This is a genomic window from Sulfurimonas sp. HSL-1656, from assembly GCF_039645585.1.
GTDB lineage: Bacteria > Campylobacterota > Campylobacteria > Campylobacterales > Sulfurimonadaceae > Thiomicrolovo > Thiomicrolovo subterrani.
Window position 1 is genome coordinate 820,429 of sequence record NZ_CP147915.1, and the last position, 20,714, is coordinate 841,142.

The 20,714-nt window shown below is 53.8% G+C and carries 15 protein-coding genes and 1 riboswitch; of the genes, 4 read left to right on the forward strand and 11 right to left on the reverse strand.

The annotated features are described in order from the left end of the window. The first annotated feature begins 236 nt into the window (after positions 1-236). The 4 genes from WCX49_RS04185 to WCX49_RS04200 all read left to right on the forward strand — a co-directional run bounded on the left by WCX49_RS04185 (position 237) and on the right by WCX49_RS04200 (position 8,370). Positions 237-3,479: a hypothetical protein gene (locus tag WCX49_RS04185; RefSeq protein WP_345986325.1), complete on the forward strand. Its 3,243-nt coding sequence runs from the start codon at positions 237-239 to the stop codon at positions 3,477-3,479. 308 nt (positions 3,480-3,787) lie between these two features. Beyond that, positions 3,788-3,863: riboswitch (cyclic di-GMP riboswitch) on the forward strand. 144 nt (positions 3,864-4,007) lie between these two features. Beyond that, complete coding sequence (locus tag WCX49_RS04190) at positions 4,008-7,286, forward strand: hypothetical protein (protein ID WP_345986326.1); 3,279 nt, start codon at positions 4,008-4,010, stop codon at positions 7,284-7,286. A gap of 150 nt (positions 7,287-7,436) precedes the next feature. Beyond that, positions 7,437-7,760 carry a hypothetical protein gene (locus WCX49_RS04195; RefSeq protein ID WP_345986327.1) on the forward strand — a complete coding sequence of 108 codons (324 nt, stop codon included), beginning with the start codon at positions 7,437-7,439 and terminating at the stop codon, positions 7,758-7,760. A gap of 31 nt (positions 7,761-7,791) precedes the next feature. Then, positions 7,792-8,370: a YigZ family protein gene (locus WCX49_RS04200; RefSeq protein ID WP_345986328.1), complete on the forward strand. Its 579-nt coding sequence runs from the start codon at positions 7,792-7,794 to the stop codon at positions 8,368-8,370. Positions 8,371-8,380: 10 nt separating this feature from the next. On the opposite strand, the gene WCX49_RS04205 is transcribed toward WCX49_RS04200, so the two are convergent. From WCX49_RS04205 to WCX49_RS04255, 11 genes are all read right to left on the reverse strand, one after another. After that, the gene (locus tag WCX49_RS04205; RefSeq protein WP_345986329.1) at positions 8,381-11,068 is read right to left on the reverse strand and encodes a cation-transporting P-type ATPase; all 2,688 of its coding nucleotides are present in this window, start codon (positions 11,066-11,068) and stop codon (positions 8,381-8,383) included. A 102-nt stretch (positions 11,069-11,170) separates the two neighbouring features. Next, positions 11,171-11,872: a hypothetical protein gene (locus WCX49_RS04210; RefSeq protein ID WP_345986330.1), complete on the reverse strand. Its 702-nt coding sequence runs from the start codon at positions 11,870-11,872 to the stop codon at positions 11,171-11,173. A gap of 180 nt (positions 11,873-12,052) precedes the next feature. Next, positions 12,053-12,709 (reverse strand): isoprenylcysteine carboxylmethyltransferase family protein, encoded by a 657-nt coding sequence (locus WCX49_RS04215; RefSeq protein WP_345986331.1) that lies wholly within the window; start codon positions 12,707-12,709, stop codon positions 12,053-12,055. Between the two features lie 141 nt (positions 12,710-12,850). After that, positions 12,851-13,909 carry a GGDEF domain-containing protein gene (locus tag WCX49_RS04220; RefSeq protein WP_345986332.1) on the reverse strand — a complete coding sequence of 353 codons (1,059 nt, stop codon included), beginning with the start codon at positions 13,907-13,909 and terminating at the stop codon, positions 12,851-12,853. A gap of 113 nt (positions 13,910-14,022) precedes the next feature. Next, positions 14,023-15,471 carry a hypothetical protein gene (locus WCX49_RS04225; RefSeq protein ID WP_345986333.1) on the reverse strand — a complete coding sequence of 483 codons (1,449 nt, stop codon included), beginning with the start codon at positions 15,469-15,471 and terminating at the stop codon, positions 14,023-14,025. A gap of 145 nt (positions 15,472-15,616) precedes the next feature. Further along, on the reverse strand, positions 15,617-16,837 hold the full coding sequence (locus tag WCX49_RS04230; protein WP_345986334.1) for an RDD family protein: 1,221 nt from the start codon (positions 16,835-16,837) through the stop codon (positions 15,617-15,619). Positions 16,838-17,252: 415 nt separating this feature from the next. After that, positions 17,253-17,480 carry a hypothetical protein gene (locus WCX49_RS04235; RefSeq protein ID WP_345986335.1) on the reverse strand — a complete coding sequence of 76 codons (228 nt, stop codon included), beginning with the start codon at positions 17,478-17,480 and terminating at the stop codon, positions 17,253-17,255. A 158-nt stretch (positions 17,481-17,638) separates the two neighbouring features. Continuing rightward, positions 17,639-18,403 carry a class D beta-lactamase gene (gene blaOXA / locus WCX49_RS04240; protein ID WP_345986336.1) on the reverse strand — a complete coding sequence of 255 codons (765 nt, stop codon included), beginning with the start codon at positions 18,401-18,403 and terminating at the stop codon, positions 17,639-17,641. Positions 18,404-18,485: 82 nt separating this feature from the next. Continuing rightward, positions 18,486-18,896 (reverse strand): hypothetical protein, encoded by a 411-nt coding sequence (locus WCX49_RS04245; protein WP_345986337.1) that lies wholly within the window; start codon positions 18,894-18,896, stop codon positions 18,486-18,488. Positions 18,897-19,043: 147 nt separating this feature from the next. Then, on the reverse strand, positions 19,044-20,030 hold the full coding sequence (locus WCX49_RS04250) for a DUF3592 domain-containing protein (protein WP_345986338.1): 987 nt from the start codon (positions 20,028-20,030) through the stop codon (positions 19,044-19,046). 141 nt (positions 20,031-20,171) lie between these two features. Next, the gene (locus WCX49_RS04255; RefSeq protein WP_345986339.1) at positions 20,172-20,657 is read right to left on the reverse strand and encodes a GNAT family N-acetyltransferase; all 486 of its coding nucleotides are present in this window, start codon (positions 20,655-20,657) and stop codon (positions 20,172-20,174) included. Positions 20,658-20,714 lie beyond the last annotated feature (57 nt).

The following is a 20,714-nucleotide window of genomic DNA, read 5'->3' on the forward strand; positions in this document are numbered from 1 at the left end:
TATTTGTTTTTTTTTGACTAGAAAAAAGCCTAAACCAGTGCGAAGCGGGGGACAGAAAGCTGCGGATATTCTTAAGATGTCCGCGTTTCCCTAGGCAGGATAATCCATGCAAAAAGTCCTTTTCTTTGCTCTGGCACCCTCCTTTTTGATCCGAGTACTTCGAGGTCTGCCCGTGTAAACGGGTCGGGACCCGGCATCGCTTCGGAAGCGGGGGGCAATGGAAGAGGAGACTCAAAATGAAAACTTCATTTCGAGAAAAATGGGGGCTGGTCAAGCGCATGCTGGGAGCAGGGGCACTGCTCTTTGCTGTCGCGGCGTCAGCCAACATCAGCTATACGCTGGAAGGATGCCGCTCCACGTCTATCCCTGACGGATACGACCTGGGCGCGAACGATTACGTCTGCCCCGACGGGGCCTATACGACCGGTAACCTCAAGGGATGGGCGGAACTCGACCTCGTCCCGCACCGGGTGACGATCGAAAACAAGGGGAGCGATCCCCAGAAATTCACCTTCACCGTAGGGGGTGACTACCTGTATGCCGAAGGCGGCGCGCTACGCGGGTGGGACTATGTGTCCGTTTTGGTGCTGGACGAGGATCTCTCCAACCAGATCTGTAAAGACTGGGCCTTTGCCAATCAGGACCAGCTGGTTGTTCAGGACCTTTATATCACGCCTGACGACCAGGGGGTCGGCGGCGTCTTTACGACGATTTACCGTCAGATTGCGGTTGCCGGCGGCGGTTCGGCCGGCGGCGAGTATGCGGCCAACGGCCTTCCCGGCGGCGCGGTATGTGTCGCGAACTACTTTCAGCGTCTGGCGCTCGGATCCCATCTCTACACGGGATCTTCACTGCAATCCAACCTTTGGAACGAAGTCCTCGATTCGGGCGGTATCGGCCAGAAACGTGTCCAGCTCCCCGATGTCAAGGCAGTTGAAACAAGCAAAGATATGACGGCACGACAGGCGCAGTCCTATGGATGGGCCATCTCCAAAAGCGGTCCGGCGACGGTCGATTTCGGTGACACCTGTGCGCCGAGTGCCGTTACCAGCAAGCCGGTCGATGTCAACGTAACCTGGACGAAACTCCCCTCTACACCGGTGGGAACGATTGGTGTTCACACCGAGATCTACGTCTCCAATAGCTCTTCACGCGCGATTTATGCCAATGTATCCGATGTGGTCTACTACAGTGGGGGCATGACCAGCGTGCAGCCGGTAGCGTGCGAACCCTACCTGATGCCGTCAAACTTCTCCGGGGTCGTCTGCGAACATGATGTCGTCATTCCGGAAGGAGAGAGTACCGGACTGTACGACATTGCGACGATCAGTTTTGACGACCCGTTCCTTCCTGATGTGCCGATCCTGGTGACGCTGGATGCGACCGCGTCCGCTTCGGTCCAGCCGGGTGACCAATTGAATACGACGGCAACCGTCAGAGACCATGAGTGGATCGAAAGTACGAACGGTCTTATCAGTTTCGCGAGCGGCGCGTTCACGCCGGGCGATATCGGTGCCTATGATGCACCGTACGTTTCGGGTACAGAGACGCTCGGCGACGTTAACTGGACTTCTTATACGGTTGAAGACAGCGGTACGCTGGTCTTCCACAAGACCGTCTATATCACCGGTCCGATGATCGCAACCGGTACATTGAGCGACACGGCGACGATCGTGGGCGACGGCGGGTTTACACCGGAGCCGGCGACCCACGAGATCGCGCTTTCCGCCGATGCGACGGTGACGCTGACGATCTATAAAACCGTGCCGGATATCCTCGACGGCAACGACAGTATCGATGTCATCTTTACGGTCTCAAAAGAGGGGATGGATGACATCAACCGGACCCTGACCTTCACGGCCGCCGGGCCGCTGACCCAGTCCACGGAAGTTGCAGGGCTGGAGCCGGGCACCTATTCGGTGACGGAAACGGCTCCGACCGGATTCGAACCGGAAGGCAGTGCCATCAAACCGGTCACGATTACGTTGCCGTCCTGCGGCGAATCCGTCACCTTCAACAACCAGCTTGCCGGCCAGCCGGCGGTCAAGGTCATCAAGGTGACCAAACCGGCCGAGATTGCGGGCGTACCGCAAAAAGGCGACTGGAACATGACCCTTTATAAAGAGACTGCCCCGGATGTCTGGACGGCTGTGAGCTCTCTGCTCACCGATCCGAACAGCGCGACGAACGTGCTTGTACCGGAAGGTGAACTTGAAGAGGGCCATTACAAAGTCGTTGAAATCATGAAAGACGGCTGGTATATGTCCGATCAATCCGGTGACTGCGACTTCACCGTCGACTACCCGGAAGACCTTTATCGTGCAGACTACGAGTGCCAGTTTGAAAATACCAAATATGCCACGGTGATCATCAACAAGTTGACCGTGCCTGCAGGTATGCCGGATTACTTCCACTTTGCCCAGGATATCAACGGTTCGTATGATCTGAACCTGACCCACCTGGGATCACACACCTTCATGGATGTTATACCGGGAACTTATGCGGTCACGGAAGACGACCCGACACCGGAATATGACCTGATCGGTCTGGTCTGTGTCGAACTTGACGGCGTGGAAAACAGTTCGACGTCTTTGAGTCAGCGCAAGGCAACGATCGTTGTCGATCCGGGGGAAACGGTCCAGTGTACCTACACCAACCGAAAACGCGGACAGATCGAGCTGATCAAATATGAGAACGGTACGATGTCCTACACGATGGGATGGTCATTCACCCTTAGCGGCAACGGCGTGAACATCGTCGATACGCCGGATTCGAACGGACTGGTGGACTTCAATGATGTCTGGCTGGTGCCGGGACTTGAATATACGGTATGTGAAACGGGTATCCCGGTTGCCTGGGAAAACCTCTGGTATGTCGAAGGATCTCCGGTACCGTATGATAATCCTGCATCAGGAGAGGCTTCGAATGAAAACCACTGTTACGACTTCAGTGTCGAGGCGAATCAGACGATCCACTTCGTTGTACACAACAACTATACGCCTCCGGGAGGCGAACCGCGTACGATCGGTTACTGGAAGAACTGGACGACCTGTGACGGTCACGGTAACCAGCAGGAAAAAGCCGAAGCAGCAAACCTCCTGGCAGGTCAAACCGAGGTCTGGCTGGTAGACTATGTCCTACCGATCACCCTGGGCGGCTTTGTCGTCGACAACTGTGAGGATGCGGTATCCATCCTGGATAAACGCGATGTCTCCAGCGGCAAGAAACGCGCCGGCGATGCGGCCTACGGCCTGGCGGCGCAGTTGATGGCGGCCAAGGCAAACTATGCCGCGGGTGCGACACAGTGTAGTGCTGCGACCGATGCCATCGATGCCGGGGATGCCCTGTTGTTGTCCATCGGCTTCGACGGTACCGGCGGCTACCTCAAAGGCGGCAAGAACGCCGCGGCCCAGAAAGCGGAAGCGACTTCGATTGCAGGTACGCTTGACGCTTACAACAACGGTGTGCTCTGCCCATAACCGTTCGGCAAAGGCGCTCTGCCTTTGCCCTCCAAACTTTCCTTGTTTTTCGATGACAATCACTCCTTCTTTCTTTGCATTTTTATTTCCCCTGCAGAGAACTGTTTAGCAACTTCTAGTTTTTTTGAAGCCGGTTTTCAGGGAGAACCTGAGATGCCACAGGCTTTATTTTTTTAAAAAATTGTTTCTATTTATACAAAATTAATTATGAGCGTTCTATACTGGCAGCAATGAATGGCCGTTTTTCTCACTGCTTCGAGTGAAACGGAGACGGGAAGGCCGTTCAAGGTTTTTTGATTATTTTGTACTGCAAGAAAAGCCTAACCCGGCGCGAGTCGGGGGCGGAAAGCTACGGATCTTCTCGAAGATGGCCGGGTTGCCAAAAGTAGGGTAACCCGGTCGAATCTATTCCACCACTGTTTTGTTACCCACTTTTTGATTTGAGTACTTCGCTGCCTGCCCGTGTCTTACGGGTTTTGAATTGGAACCGTCTCGCCAGAGCGGTTCTGTGCAACAGGAGACTCTAAAATGAAAGCTTCATTTCGAGAAAAATGGGGGCTGATCAAGCGCATGGTGGGAGCGGGAACACTGCTCTTTGCCGTGACGTCGTCGGCCAACATCAGCTATACGCTGGAAGGATGCCGCTCCACGTCTATCCCCGACGGATACGACCTGGCTGCCAATGATTATGTGTGCCCCGACGGGGCCTATACGACCGGTAACCTGAAGGGGTGGGCGGAGCTTGATCTCGTCCCGCACCGGGTGACGATCGAAAACAAGGGGAGCGATCCTCTGAAGTTCCTCTTTACGGTGGGGGGCGACTACCTGCAAACCGAAGGCGGTGATCTCCGCGGGTGGGACTATGTCTCTGTATTGACCCTCGACCAGGATCTCTCCAACGATATCTGTAAAAACTGGGCTGCGCAGTATCAGGACCAGCTGGTCCAGCAGGATCTGTATGTGACACCTGACAACGAGGGGGCCGGTGGGGTCTTCACCACAATCTACCGCCAGATTTCCGTAGCTGAAGGTACAACAGCGGGCGGTGAATATGCTGCGCTCGGTCTGCCCGGCGGCGCGGTCTGTGTCGCCAACTATTATCAGCGTCTTGCCGTCGGCTCGCACCTCTATCCGGGTTCGTCGCTGCAGTCCAACCTCTGGAACGAGGATCTCGATTCCGGCGGGATCGGCGAAAAACGTGTCCAGCTGCCCGATGTCAAGGCCATTGAGGCGAGCAAAGATATGTCTGCGCGCCAGGATCAGTCGCACGGCTGGTCCATCGCGAAAAGCGGTCCGGCTTCCGTCGATTTCGGGGACACCTGTGCTCCGGAAGCCTTGTTGAGTAAAGGGGTTGACGTCAATGTCACCTGGACGAAACTGCCCTCAACTCCGATCGGGACCGTGGGGATCCACACGAAAATCTATGTGACCAACGTGGCTTCGCGCGAGATTTACGCGAACGTTTCCGATATGATCTACTACAGCGGCGGGATGACGAGCGTGCAGCCGGTAGCGTGCGAACCTTACCTGATGGCGCCGAACTATTCCGGGGTCGTTTGCGAGCATGACATCATTGTTCCTGCCGCAGAGAGCGAGGGGTTGTACGATATCGCTACCATCGGTTTTTCCGATCCGTTCCTGCCGGAAGTACCCATTATTGTTACCCTCGGGGCAACGGCATCCGCCTCGGTTCAGCCGGGAGACATCCTCAATGCCACGGCTACGGTCAAAGACCATGAGTGGATCGAGAGCGACAATGGGCTCATGAGTTTTTCCAGCGGTGACTTTACGCCGGCCGGTATCGGTGCATACGATGCTCCGTATGTGGCCGGCACGCCGACGTTCGGTGATGTCAACTGGACCTCTTTCACGGTTGAGGAGAGCGGTTCGGTGATCTTCCACAAAACCGTCAGTATCGGTGATGCGATGATCACGAGCGGTATGCTCAGCGATACGGCGACGATTGTAGGGGACGGCGGTTATACGCCGGATCCGGCAAGCCATGAGATCGCACTCTACGCCGACGCAACGGTGACACTCACAATCAACAAGTCGATGCCTGACGTTCTCGACGGCGATGACAGTGTTGATGTCGTCTTCACCGTATCCAAAGAGGGAATGGATGATGTCAACAGGACCATCACCTTTACCGCGGCGGGTCCGCTGGTACAGTCCGCGACCGTCTCGGGGCTGGAGCCGGGAACCTATGCCGTCACGGAAACGGCCCCGACCGGTTTTGAACCCGAAGGCAGTTCCACGCAGATGGTAACGATCACGCTGCCCTCCTGCGGCGAATCCGTCACCTTTAACAACCAGTTGGCAGGTCAGCCGGCTGTCAAGGTCGTCAAAGTGACCAAGCCTGCAGAGATTGCCGGCGTGCCGCAAAAAGGCGACTGGAACATGACCCTGTACAAAGAGGGGGCACCGGGCGTCTGGACGGTTGTTACATCGCTGCTCACCGACCCGGACAGCGCGACAAACGTGCTTGTACCGGAAGGTGAACTGGAAGAGGGACACTACAAAGTCGTTGAAACGATGAAAGCGGGCTGGTACCAGTCCAACAGTGTCGGGGATTGTGACTTCACCGTCGACTATCCTGAGGACCTCTACCGTGCAGACTACGAATGTACCTTTGAAAATACCAAATACGGTACGGTCATCATCAACAAGCTGACGGTTCCGGCGGGCATGACGGACTACTTCCACTTTGCCCAGGATATCAACGGTTCGTATGACCTGAACCTGACACATTTGGGGACGCATACCTTTATGGAGGTCATTCCGGGTACCTATGCGGTCACGGAAGACGATTATGCACCTGAGTATGACCTGATCGGTCTGGAATGTGTTGAGACAGACGGCCTGGAAAACAGCGCGACCTCTCTGAGCCAGCGCAAGGCAACCATCGTCGTCGATCCGGGGGAAACCGTCGCGTGTACCTATACCAACCGAAAACGCGGCAAGATCGAACTGATCAAGTATGAAAACGGTTCAACCTCCTATACGATGAACTGGACCTTTACGCTCAGCGGAAACGGCATCAACCTCATTGACAGCCCGGACGCGAACGGACTGGTGGACTTCAACGGGGTCTGGCTGATCCCGGGGGCAGAGTACACGGTGTGTGAGACAGGTATCCCGGCCGTCTGGACAAACATCTGGTCGGTAGACGGCGCGGGCGTCTCCTATTACAACCCCGGTACAGGGGAGGAAACGAACGAAAATCACTGCTTTGACTTTACGGTGGGCGCGAATGAAACGATCCACTTCGAAGTGCAGAACAACTATACACCTCCGGGGGGCGACCCGCGGACGATCGGCTACTGGAAGAACTGGACGACATGTGACGGCCACGGCAACCAGGAAGCCAATGCAATCGCGGCGAATACGCTGGCCGGCGAAACCGTTGTCTGGCTGCTCGATTATGCGATCGACCCGGCGATGAATATTTTCCATGCGCCGGTCATGATCGGTACATACGTTATCGAAACGTGCGAACAGGGCGTCGCCGTGCTGGATAAGCGCGACTTCGACAGCGGGAAAAAACGCGCCGGGGATGCGGCATACGGTCTGGCGGCCCAGCTGTTGGGCGCCAAACTCAACTATGCGGCCGGCGCGACAACATGTGAGGCGGCAAGCGACGCCATTGCTGCCGGGGATGCGCTGTTGGCCTCCATCGGCTCGGACGGCTTCGACGGAACCGGCGGCTACCTCAAAGGCGGCAAGAACGCGGCGGCCCAGAAAGCGGAAGCGACCTCGATAGCGGGAACGCTTGACGCTTACAACAACGGTGAACTCTGTCCGTAACCGTTCGGCAAAGGCTTCCCGCCTTTGCCCCAGTTCTCCTTTATCATCACATTTCAATCACGTTGCTCTTTATCTTCTCTCATTTACTTTCGAAATAGAAAACTGTTTATCAACATTTATTATGATATGACCGCAATTTAAAGGAGAAGTATGAAAAAGGTTACGATTCTCGCGGCTGCCCTGTTGGCGTCGGCACTCTACGCGGCACCGGCTGCCGATCAGCAGGCGGAAGCGGCCAAGGCGCGCCAGGCGGAGATGCTCAAGCAGATCCAGACGGAGCTCGGCCTCAGCGACAAACAGACGCAGCAGTGGGGGGAGATCCACGAACGCTATCTCAAGGCGCATATGAAACTGCGTGTCGAGCAGAACGACGAGATCGAGGCACTGCTCAACGATGAGCAGCAGAAAAAGTTCGAGGCGATGCAGCAGCGTTTCCGCGAACGTCTGAACCAGCGGATGGGCGCGCAGCAGTAAGCGCGTTTCCCGCTCCCGCTATAATGGCGTCATGTTAACGCTTAAGACGCCCGTTTCCGCCACCGTTGAAATCAAACAATCAAAATTCATTGCCCACCTTGTCCCCTACAGCGCGTTCGAGACGACCCTGCAGCATTTGAGAACGGAACACCCCAAGGGGCGCCATTTCGTGACGGCTTTCCGCTACCTGAATGAGCATATGCAGGTCGTCGAGGGGAGCAGCGACGACGGCGAACCGAAAGGGACCTCCGGCAAACCGAGCCTCGCGGTCCTGGCGGGGCATGACCTGATCGATGCCGCCGTGATCATTGTGCGCTATTTCGGCGGCACGAAACTGGGGACGGGGGGACTGGTCCGCGCCTATACACAGGCGGTTTCCGATGTCGTGGCCCTCGCGGAACTGACCGAATATATCCCCCAGGTGGAGGCCGTATTTACCTGCGGTTACAGTGCAGTGTCGCAGGTGGAGTATCTTCTTGGAGAGTGCGGTGTTTCCGATGTCGAAAAGTCCTTCGGTACCGCGGAGGTCCGCTGGAATGTGAGGGCGGGGAGGGAAGTACTGGAGATCTTTTTCGAGCGTGCGGGGCGGCGGCTGGAACGACTCTGCTGAGAGGCCCGGCCTAGGCGAAAAGGCGAAGTCGCAGCTGTTTCTCCGCTTCGATGATGCCAAACAGCGCCAGCCCCAGCCCCAGCATCAGGAGCAGATCCGTCGGCGGCACGGCTTCGGTCCCGAAGATCCCCTGCAGTGCAGGCAGGTAGGTGATGCAAAGCTGCCCCAGCAGGACAACGCCGACGGCGCTCCAGACGATACGGGTACCCCGGACCGCGCTCCAGGAGAGGGCGGTTTCACGGAAGTTCCGGATGAAGAGCAGATGGAAGATTTCCAGTGTGACGAGCGTGTTCATCGCAAGCGTACGCGCCAGGGCATCGGAGTCGCCGCGGGTGACGGCGTAATCGTAGATGCCGAAAACGCCCGCGAGGAAGAGTGCCGCGACGAGGATGATGTGCCACAGCAGTCCTCCGCCGAGCAGCGATTCGTCACGGGGGCGTGGCGGGCGCCGCATCGTATGACGCTCGGTCGGCTCAAATGCGAGGGCGATCCCCAGTGTCACGGCGGTGATCATGTTGACCCAGAGGATCTGGACGGGGGTGATGGGCAGGGCCATCTGCAGCAAGAGGGCGGCAATGATGGTCAGCGCCTCGCCCGCGTTGGTCGGCAGCGTCCAGCTGATGACCTTCTTGATGTTGTCGTAGACCGTCCGCCCTTCGCGGACAGCGGCGACGATCGAGGCGAAATTGTCGTCGGCGAGCACGATCTCCGCCGCCTCCTTTGCCGCCTCGCTGCCGTTTTTCCCCATCGCAATGCCGGCCCCGGCCCGCTTGAGTGCCGGGGCGTCGTTGACGCCGTCGCCCGTCATGGCGACGGTCATACCGTTGGCCTGGAGTGCCATGACCAGCCGCAGTTTGTGTTCGGGGCTGGTGCGCGCAAAGATCCCCGTCCTTGTGACGGCTTTTGTGAGTGCGGCATCGTCGAGGGTATCCAGTTCCGGTCCGGTCAAAACCGCATCGGCATGCTCCAGGCCGAGCGCTTTGCCGATGGCCAGTGCCGTAGTGGCATGGTCGCCGGTGATCATTTTTACCCCGATACCGGCGCGGCGGCATTCGGCCACGGCGTCGACGGCTTCGGGGCGCGGGGGATCGATAAAGCCTGCCAGCCCGAGGAAGATGAGAGCGCCTTCCAGATCGGAACGTTCCAGGACGGTGTGCTCCGTCGGCACGGGTGCGAGTGCAAAGGCCAGCACCCTCTGCCCATGCGATGCAACGGTTTCGGCCTGCTCGAGCCAATAACCCCGATCCAGCGGGGAGGTGCCGTTGTCTTTCTCCCTCTGCCTGTCGCAAAGTCCGAGGAGTGCTTCCGGTGCGCCCTTGACGAAGATAACGCCTCGGTTTTCATGGTCATGGTTGAGGGTTGCCATGAATTTGTGGGCGCTGTCGAAGGGGATGGCGTCGCTTCTGAACCAGCGGCCGCGGGTCTGTGCAAGGTCCCCGCCCACCTTGCCGTAAAAGGCAAGCAGTGCCCCTTCCATCGGGTCGCCCTCGATCTGCCACGCTTCTTCCTTATGCAGCAGTTCCGCGTCGTTGCATACTGCGGCAGCCTCCCCCAGCTCCAGCAGTTCGGGGAAGCTGTCGGGGACAATCTTTTCCCCCGCCGTTTCGATCTCCCCGGCGGGTTCGTAACCGGTGCCGCCGACGGTGAAACGCCTGCCGGCAGTGACGACCGTGGCGACGTTCATCTCGTTGCGCGTGAGCGTGCCGGTTTTGTCGGAGCAGATGACGGAGACGGCCCCCAGTGTCTCGATGGCCGGCAGACGGCGGACGATGGCATTGCGGCGGGCCATCGCCTGGACACCGACGGCCAGGGTGATCGTCAACACCGCAGGCAGCCCTTCGGGAATGGCGGCGACAAAGATGCCAACGACGGCCATGAAAAGTTCGTCGAAAGGATGGTCGAGAAGGCTATGGCCGACGGCGAGGATCAGGGCGGACACGATGAGAATGAAGAGCGTCAGCACCTTGGCGAAACGGGCCATCTGCAGGACCAGCGGCGTATTGAGGGTCTGCACTTCCGAGAGCAGGCTGCTGATACGCCCGATCTCGGTCCGGCCGCCGGTGGCGATAACGACGCCGGTGCCCTGGCCGCGGGTGACCGTCGTGCCGCTGTAGGCCATGCAGATACGGTCGCCGAGCGGGGCAGAGGCGTCGACGCGCTCAGGCCGTTTTTCCACCGGGACCGATTCTCCGGTGAGAATAGCCTCCTGGATCTGGAGGCTGATGGCCTTGAGCAGCCGCAGGTCGGCCGGCACCTTGTCTCCGGCCCCGAGGATGACGATGTCGCCGGGAACCAGCGTTTCGCCTGCGACGGTGCTGCGCCGGCCGCTGCGTACGACGGAGGAGTGCAGCGCGAGCATGTGGCGGATCGCCTCGAGCGCTTTTTCGGCTTTGCCCTCCTGTAAAAAGCCGATCAGGGCGTTGATGAGAACGACGGCGAGGATGACTGCGGTATCGACGAGGTGTCCGAGCAGTGCCGTGATGAAGGCGGCGCCGAGCAGAACGTAGATGAGGATGTTATGAAACTGTGCCAGGAAACGCAGCAGCGGATGGGGTTTCGGCGGTTCGGGTAGCCGGTTGGGGCCGTACGTCTCAAGTCGTGCGGCCGCTTCATCCTCACTGAGGCCGTCGGGTGAGGTTTCCAGCGCTTCCAGTACTTTGTCGGCCTCTTCGGCATGCCAGTTCGGTACGTTTTCCATAGCGTTCCTCCTGAGAGTGCACGGGGATAAACGATTGTAGCAAAAAATGAGAAGAGTGCGGTGAGGTGGGGATGCCGCCCGGACGGCGGTGCGGCGTGTAGATCAGTGCTGGGCCAGAACGGTGTCGAACATCGTGTAGGCTTTGCGCAGCCAGACTTTGGTGCGCTGGCGCTCCATCAGGTTCAGGTGGACCGTGCCGTTCTCTTTGGCGTTGGCGGCGGCCCAGAAGCTGAAAGTGTTTTTGTCGATCTTCTGCATCGTCGGGGCGTGCAGGGCTGGCAGGACGACCTCTTTGAGCGTTCCGTTCGCCGAACTCGTAACGGATGCGATGACATCATCCACTTCGGAGAAGTCGCTGCCGCGCCCCTCGTTCTTGACGACGGCGCAGGTCATGACGACGCTGTACTTGGGCAGGAACTTCTTGAGAAGCTGTACGGAATCCTTGCCGCCGTCGACGAGGTACCAGTAGACGATCTCGATCCCCGTCTCTTCACACATGCCGAGAACGTCGTTCTCCTCGATCCAGCGGTCGAGGAAGCGCTCGGACTGCGCGGGCAGGTCGACCAGGACGTTGGTATCCTGTTCCAGTGCAAGCTCCATGATCTTGTCCGTGCTTTCGAAGCGGTCAAGGTTGATCGCATCGGTGAACTGTTCGTAGAAACGGGTGAGCGATGCGTGGGAACGGTCTGCGTCCAGGCCGACGAACGGAACGTCGTTGTCGATAAAATACTGCGAAAGCAGACGCGCGAAGACGGACTTCCCGACACCGCCTTTTTCCCCGCCGATAAAGTGAATCATACTCATGGGGTCTCTCTCCAATTCAAAAAATATATGCGTGGCATAATATGCGCGTATAGTAGCCATGACGATCTAAAGACGGGCTGTAAAACAGCGGCCGGTGCGGAAAGTTTCTGAAGAATTACAGGATGCTCTTCGTTAGAAAAAAGCCGCCTGAAGCCGTTACATTGAACGGATTGGGCACTTTCAGTAGATTCCGGGGAACAGGCGATAGCGCACACGTCCTGCATAATCAGCGTACCCCGGCAGCTCCGCTTGAAGCGTTCTGTCCTCGAGTGCGGTTCTGACTACGGAAATAACCAGTGCCGCGACGGCAGGGAGAAGAGTCCACAGGGAGTCCAGGGCGATGATGATCCCGGCAAGGGCCAGAAGGTTGCCCGCATAGCCCGGGTGGCGTACGACCCGGTAAGGGCCGCTGTCGCAGACCGTATGCCCCCGGTCTGTCTGGATACGTACCGTCGTGGAGAAAAAACGGTTCTCGACGATGGCCCAGGCGGCGAAGGCATACCCAACCGCGATGATAATGAGACCTAGCATGTTGAGCCATACCGGCATCAGCGGCGTCCACTCGTAGCGGTGGTCGAGCCCTGCGACGATGACAAGGGGAAACGAGAGACTCAGGGCCATCAGCGGTGCAAGAATTTTGTCCCACGATTTCGCACTCTTGGCCTTGTCCATACTGGCCCGCTCTGCGAGAATCCCCGGATGCCGCTTTTCAGCAAAGTAACGCCCGCCGATACCGGCCAGAAACAGCAGCACGGAATAGACCCAGCCCTGCCACCAGCCCAAATCGCCCCCGCAGAGCAGCAGGACCAGCGGGATGATGAGGTAGAGGAGGGTCACGTTAAGCCACAGGCGGGGTCCTGCAGTTCGGATTATAGGTGGGTCAACAGATTTCGAGTGCATTTTTTTGCTCTGAAAGGAGTCTGGATGTCAACGGCTTGTCAATGCCAAAAGGGAGCTTGTGTTGCGATCGAGATGCGTTCATGCCCGCTCCGAGTCTGCTGCAACCACCCGGTTGCGTCCCGCCTGTTTTGCATGGTACATATAGGCGTCTGCGCGTTGCAGCAGCTGTTCGAAGTTCCGGCCTTCATCGGGATACACCGCAACACCGATACTGGCGGACAGCTCGATTTCCTTCAGCTCGTAGTGACAGGGTGCCGCTTCGACTGCTGCGCGTATGGTTTCCGCTACCGTCACTGCCCCTGCAACATCATTGACCTGCAGCAGCAGGCAGAACTCCTCCCCGCCGGTACGAAAGGCCCAGTCGCTTTTACGCACATTTTTGAGAAGCAGGTCCGCGGCGTGCTTTAGAACGGCATCACCTGCATCATGGCCCCAGCGGTCATTGATCTGCTTGAAATGGTCAAGGTCGACGACAATGACGGCCAGAACCTGCGCCTGCCTGTCCGCAATCTTCGAGAGGTGTGCGAAGGCCGGTTCCATCTGCCGCCGGTTCTGCAGGCCCGTCAGTTCATCCGTGGTCGCCATCAGCTGCAGCGCTTCGACACTGCGCTGCCGGTAAAGCTCGTACATGTGCGCTATGACCCAGATAATACTCATGCATATCACGACATCAGTCAGTATCAGAATGTTGTGCCCCTGGCTCAGGTCACCTGCCTTGGAGAGGTACGCCGCCAGTGCCATAGCACTCCCTGCCAACGTGACGGCAAAACCAAGCCTGAGTCCGAGAAGCGCGTATGTGAGTATGGGAAAGATAAACGTCCAGACGAAGACGTTGTTGGGCGTATCAGGATGAAACATGGCCGTTAAAATGATGCCTACGGCGGGAATGACAAACGCAACGGCCAGCCAACGCGAGTAATCCGACCGCCAGACAAAATAGAGCAGTATGGCGGTATAGACGGCAAAGCCGCCTTCCAAAAAGACCATAAGGCCTAGGCCGAAACGCGCTTCGGCGACGGTATGCCAGGTGAGCATGAGGAGCATAAACAGCATCAGACCGACAAGGACGGGCCGTCTGAAATCCATACTTTCGATAGCCTGCAGTTCAAAGGCTTTTGTGGCGGATTTATGCTGCATCTTGCTCTTCTCCTTTGGTTTGAAACTGTGAGGGGTCAGAAACAATTGAACGCTTCCGACTAACGACTAAGGTCTGTGTTTCTCAACCCAACAATCATACTGAGACAAATGACTCAAGGTGCGGTCGTTGTCCACGCTACATTGGCCCTTGCTCTCGTTCCCTTCACGCGTATGAGAATGTTGCCGTTAATATCAGCATCATGCGGATTGAACTCCGCATCATTAATCGTATTGGGGTTGTCGCTCTCTTCCCACACCGTGGAGTACTTGACCCAAACTTCCATCGCGCCGTATGTTTTATCCGAGACGGCAAAATAATATGTCGCGCCGGGTGTCAGTCCCGTTACCTGATAGTAACTATACCCGTCAGAATCATAAGTGTCCCCCTGACCGACCTGTACCGCAAAACTTTTGGTTTGGTTGTCTATCAATACCGGATCGGTCAGATTCCCTTCATTGACAGGAGGATCGATCAGGTTCATGATAAAAGTCCCATCGGTGATATCGACATTCACGCCTAATGTTCCATTTTCATCCGCTGTGCCAACGCGATCATTCGCCCCTTCGACATCGACCCAATTGCCATAACTGTTATAGTTTTCAACCGTCACCTCATAGCGCTTGAATGGTTCAAGTCCCACTACCCTATAATAACCTTCAGTGAATGTCCCAGGCCAGCCTCCATTATAGGGCAGATCTGCATAGTTTAATATTTTAGGTGACTCCGGGCTTCCATCATAGATACCGGTATAATCTTCCACGCTCAACATACTCAAGGTGTATTCCGTAATAGCCGCGCCGAAAACGGGTTCAACAAGTATGAATATCTCCCCGTTTGTATTGGCCGGAACTTCACACTCACTTATACCCTTTCCTTCGTCAAGAACCGGGCATTCATCTCCGGCCTCATAATCACCGAATCCATTGTCATAATAGATTTTCAAGGTTGCCCTCAGATCGGGGCTATCCACTCTTACTTTATAGTGCTGACCCGGATTGAGAGCGTGGACATACAGTGTGTCTCCATCGATAAAAGTATATGTCTCATTTTCATAGGTTGCGTACATATTGCTGCGTGATTGAAACGGGAGCTGTTCGGTAATATCGAGCGGTGCGTCAATCGTGTGCATGTTTTGCTCAATCTGCAACATGTCTATGGTGATTTGCGATCCGGTTTCTCCCCCCTCGATACCGAAATAGACATATCCATTCTCATCTGTACCCCCTATGCAACTATGGGCACTATCGGTCTGTTGCCCTACAATACACTGTGAAATCAGATAGTCATCTGTTGCATAAAGAGAAACATGCGCCGCACCTCCTACGGATCGTGCCAGTACGGTGACATGCTCTGACGGTCTCAGTTTTACCTTATAGTATTTATTTTCCGCACTGGCGTCAGTGACGATCGTTGAGGCGTCCGATAGGACGATGGGAGAGATGCCTCCGTCTGTATTGAGAGGGTCATCCCCTGAAGACGATGACGTGCCTCCTGAACTTCCTCCTCCACATCCTGCCATCAGGAACATTGATAGACTGAGTGCCGCAAGTTTTAATTTCATTTTTGTCCTTTGTTGTTTTGAATTTTTACTGTTAGGGATAACGTCTGAAATGAGCAATCAAAAATTTGTCCGCGGTTTTTTCGACCGGGCCCCTTGTTGGTAACCGGTTGGGATGCGCTTACTCCTTGTGCTATAGTCGCCATTATCAAGGTTGATTTTCATAGAGCATTGCAAGCCATTCAGATGTTTCTTTTATCTGATCTTTATAAAAAGATTTGTTCAGCATTCCTGACGGTTTTGCATACTGGTACTCACGCTTGTACCGTTCCAGCGCTTCTTCCCTGTTCTTGATATATCTCGGTAGAAACATCGCATACATCTGATCGACCGGCAGCATCTTTTGGCATGTCTGCGTGTTCGCACCTTTTTTCCATATATTGGCAATATTATCTTCAAGAGCATTCACATCATTGAGGTCATAGTAGTAAAAATGTTTTCCCATATGATCCTCATTCATCTTCGCTTGCTTGATCAGGGTTTCATTATTGGCATATTTGTTGCGCGCATTTTTCCTAAAACTGCTACCCATCTCTATCCAGTCTGATTCGTTATGCTCTTGTGAAAGAAAATACTCAATACAGTTCAGCGCCAGATCTTTTTTGACATCGGCTTCAAAGATGTCATACATCCCGTTGGCTTCGATAAACTTCCGGCTGTTTAGCTCGAGTTCCCGGTTGTAAAAAATAATTCTTGAATCATTGTAATCATTTGTCGAATAGTGATGGGCAAAAGAAGCATTATAGGAACTATGACTCTGTTGAGCCAGGGTATAAAAGACCGATGTATAGATGATGAGATAGCCTGCCATCACAAGAAAAAGCAGTGTTCCGATTGTTCTTAGGATCTTCTGGCCTGCATAGCCTATGCCCGTCGTTTCTGCTGCAGCATGCTTTATTGCACTATTGTCAACGACGACACTACCCACGATCAGATCGTGTATCATCTGCCTTTTTTGTGTAAAAACCATAATGAGGGGAGGAAGAAAAAAGAGGAATTGGGGTAATTGCTGAATGGTGGGGGAAGGGATGAGTATCATCTGATGTTGAAAACTTCTAATCAGAACATAGAGTACAAAAGGGATGATGCTGATAATCAACCTGTATGAAGCCAATTTAAAAGAGAGGGGCTCCAGATCATTGCCAAGCACCTCTATGCCAAAGATCTTGCCGCCTATAGTGGCTTTCCATCTGACGACCATGACAGTGTTGTAGACCCACCATACGACAGGAAGGATCAATAGACTTTGCATGTCTATCACCCTGGGGAGAATATTCAACACAAGTGAAATGATGAATAAATCTGCGACTGTAGCCAGAAGCCTCGAAAAAAATCCTGCATAAATTATCTCTTTATCCGTAGGTACCATTCAAACATTTCTTTCTAATTTTTTTATTATCTTAGCGCTGAAAAAGAAGATTATCGCTTAATCATATAAAAAAACCATCTTAGTGTTATATGAAATCCAGGGCAATGTGATAGAAAAACAATGTGTTCAGCTAAGGGATTTTTGGCGGAAAGCATTGCTAAACAACGGTATTTTGAAAGTCCTGGGGTGGCTGATGAGCTCTTTGATGTGTACACTGTTATTATTGAAGCGTTGTCATTCCGGGTGTTCACCAGCAGAACTAAACTCTTCGCTATGACTTGATTTCTGAAGTATCTGTTGGTCTTTCTGCTGCATTGAAGACAATGCATTTTTGGGTGATGCGGTCAAGGCATGACCCCCTCGATGTTGAAGGTCTAAAATACCCGTCCTGTGATGAAAAGGCAGATGACGTGCTTTACTTCCCTCTGCTTTCAAATCTCATGAGAGTGTCGCTGAGGTATTTCCGTATCTCTTTTAACGACTCATGCACCTGGACATATTTTTCTCTTATTTCCGGTTCATCAAAATAAAAATCGTCGCGATCGTAGGTCCCGATCTGCTTGAGGTTTTCAAAAGCCATATCGATGTGCTGAATGCGCTGTTCGATGCTTCTGATCAGTATCTTTTGATGATGTTGTGACATTTGATTTCCTTGTTTAGGTTGACTCGTTTAGGCTGTTCGACTGCATATTCGGCATGATAATTCTTCAGCGCTATAGAGTCTATATGCATGATCCGCTCTTTTGCTTTTACGCATCTCTTTTCGTCATAGAACACGTAAAATGAGTAACCGGGAAACCATTATATCAGGCCCTGAAGTTTCAAACTCGCTTTTGCCAGTTTGACGCGCTCCTTGGCATCAGAGGGTTTTTTGATGTCAATATTCAGGGCAAACACGTAAATGTACCCTTTTTTCTCCAGCCATCCCACCAGCCAGCCGACGCCGTTGTCCGGAGCGTTCTGCCAGCCGGTTTTACCGTAGAGCTTCCAGTCTGCCCCCTCTTCGAGGAAGAGGATCCCCCGTACGCTTTTTTGCACCTGTTTCGGAAGCGGCAGCCTGTCCTGAACGAGCGCAGACAGGAATTTTACCTGTTCGAGTGCGCTGATCTTTAGCGGTCCGTCGAGCCAGAACCTGTCAACAACTTTTCCCGTCTCCGCGTTGCCGTAATGGAGTTTGACGAGGCCGGCACGCATACGTTCCAGACCGATGCGCCGTGCAAGTTCCTGGTAGATCGGTACGTTGGAGATGGCGATGGCCCTGCGCAACCCCATATCATGTCCCCACTCCGGAATAAAAGGCTTGGCAGGGCCTTTGTAGGGCAGGGGCTCATCCACGCTTTTGACGACACCCGACGAGAGCCCGATGAGCGTATTGGCAATTTTAAAAGTCGATGCGGGGATATGGCGTGTTTCAGTACGGGTTTGGTTGTATCCAATGTACGCATTCCCAGTCATATCGTAGAGTATGAACGTCCCGTCGACATTCGCATTGTGAAAGAGCCCGGCGATCTTGGCATTTTCTTCCCAGCCGAAACCTAGCGCAGGAAAGAGGAGAAGGGCTGCCATGATGAGCCTGTAACTTTTTCTGCCTACAGGGTTCGTTCGCATTGGACCGCCCGCGGGTTTTTGATTGGTCTCCTCTGATTTGTTATCTTTCATAAACATGCCCCAACTGATTTTCCAGATAATGATGTAAATCACTATTGTAAGTGAGGACCAATTCACCCCCATAGCCAGAATGTTCGGTATACGCTATTACCAGTGCTTTTCTTGTGGAAAGTTTTCCTTCACCAACAAAATGTCTATTTTCTTCTGTGAGGCCATTGATGTTTTTAAAAGAAATGCTGTTTTTCGCTAGCAATTTGTATGCAACGAGTCGATCATCAAGTATATTGATTTTATAAATCACCAAGAAACAACATAAGAGATAGAATAGACCTCCAATCAAAAAGACTATTCCCGCAATCATTTGAACCTGAAACATGGATACACTAATGAGTGACAGTATCGTGGAGACAAGAAAATGTAAAGCTATCTCAAATTGGTAAAATGTTTTCATGTCTAGAGTCTATTCCTTTGCCTGATAACGTTTGAAATGGGCAATCAAAAAGCCGCCCGCGGGATGCATATGGGTGTGCAGGGTCCTGTTATTTTGTACTGGCCGCCGCTTGCTTCGTGCCAGGGATGAGCACTCAAGGACGGATCTTCATGCAGAGGCCTTCTCAAACCTGACCTTGCGCCGGTAGAGGTACCTGCCTATCGCGAAAGCGAAGATGGAAAAGAGCCCCAGCGCCAATGGCCCTCCAAAGTTAAAGCCCCCATCGATCATCGCCCGGTGTGGTTTTTTCGGATCATACAGAACTGTGACATGGTCTCCAATATGCCATGAGGGATGCCGACTGTATGTTGTGCCGTTAAAACGAACTGCACCATGCGCATCAGTATGAAACGATACGACCGGCGCATAAGTCCGTTCGCCTTTGTCAAAAGCACTCTGCTGTGCGACAATCGTTCCGTCTGTTCTGACGGAAACATCGACCAGTGAGTTGATGTCTTGCAGCCAATAGAGTGAAACGACCAGGGTGACCGCGCCGATAACATGCATCCAGATATAGGCATCTTTTGAGGCGGTCTCATCATAGGTGGCATTTTCCCTGATGAGATCATTTGTCTCACGGGATGGGAATATCTTCCATTTTTTACGTTGATAGCTTTCGACGGCATGATTGGAATTGTTTTGCGTCGGTAGCGGATTTAATTTACGTAGAATGACAACACCGGCAGGTATCAGGATAACGGGGACGAGCAACAGGATGACATCAAATGCCGTCGCAAGATAGATAGTGGAAAACAGCAGCCCCATCACACTGATGACCGAGGAGATAATGGGCCTTGCCATCTGCTTGAGACGCGCTTGGCTATGGTCGTTTCCGATAACAAGGACATCGACATCTTGACCGATCATGTACTCGCGCGAGTTTCTGCCCAAAGCAGATTGAAAGGAATATTCCTCGCCGCCGTGATGGTACTTGACGATGGGGTAATAAACATAACCTCGGTTATGTTCTTCACGGTTATAACCGAAAATTTCTCCTTTGATCGTTGCCGCTTTGGCGCGAAACGCATAGGTATCAGTCCAGAGATAAATGCCGATAATCAGCATCGCCAGTCCAATAAGATAAAAAATAATCATGGTTTATCGCTCTGTGAACCGTGTGACATTATCTACTACCTTTTCAATAGGGTGGAATATGTTTTTCCGAATGCGTTGATAGAAAGGTTATGAACGCTACTGGACAGTATGGCGCAGTTTCGATTGGTCTCCAATGATTTGTCAGGCTTTATACTCACTGCGCTCGAGCCCCATATGGATCAGTCCAACCCGCATGCCCGAAGGATTTATGCGTTCTTCGACGGCATACGGCTTGAAGTGCATTCTTGCATATAGCAACAGGGCAGCCGTGTTGTCGTTGAAGACCGAAATCCTTACCTCATGAACATCATACTTATCGAATGCTTGCCGGGTCATGTGTGACACTAAAAGACGCCCAACTCCCTGGCCGCGAAACTCTTTTGCCACAACGACATTGCCGATGAAGGCATAGTGTCCTTGCTCAATGTTGTATAGATTAGCAAAACCAATCACCTTTCCGCCTTCAACAGCGACAGTCAGCTCTTCCCTTGACGCAGCCAAAAACCGGACCTGATCGACTGTGAAGGGGTGTGTTCCTTTTGGGTAGACACGGAACAGTTCATCCAAAGTCGGGACCAACTGGGCAATTGCCCCGAAGTCAAGTGGTGTAGCTTCACGTAGTTCCATGCACGTTTTCCCTCAGCGTAACATTTAAAATGACCAGTCAAAAAGCAACCCGCGGGT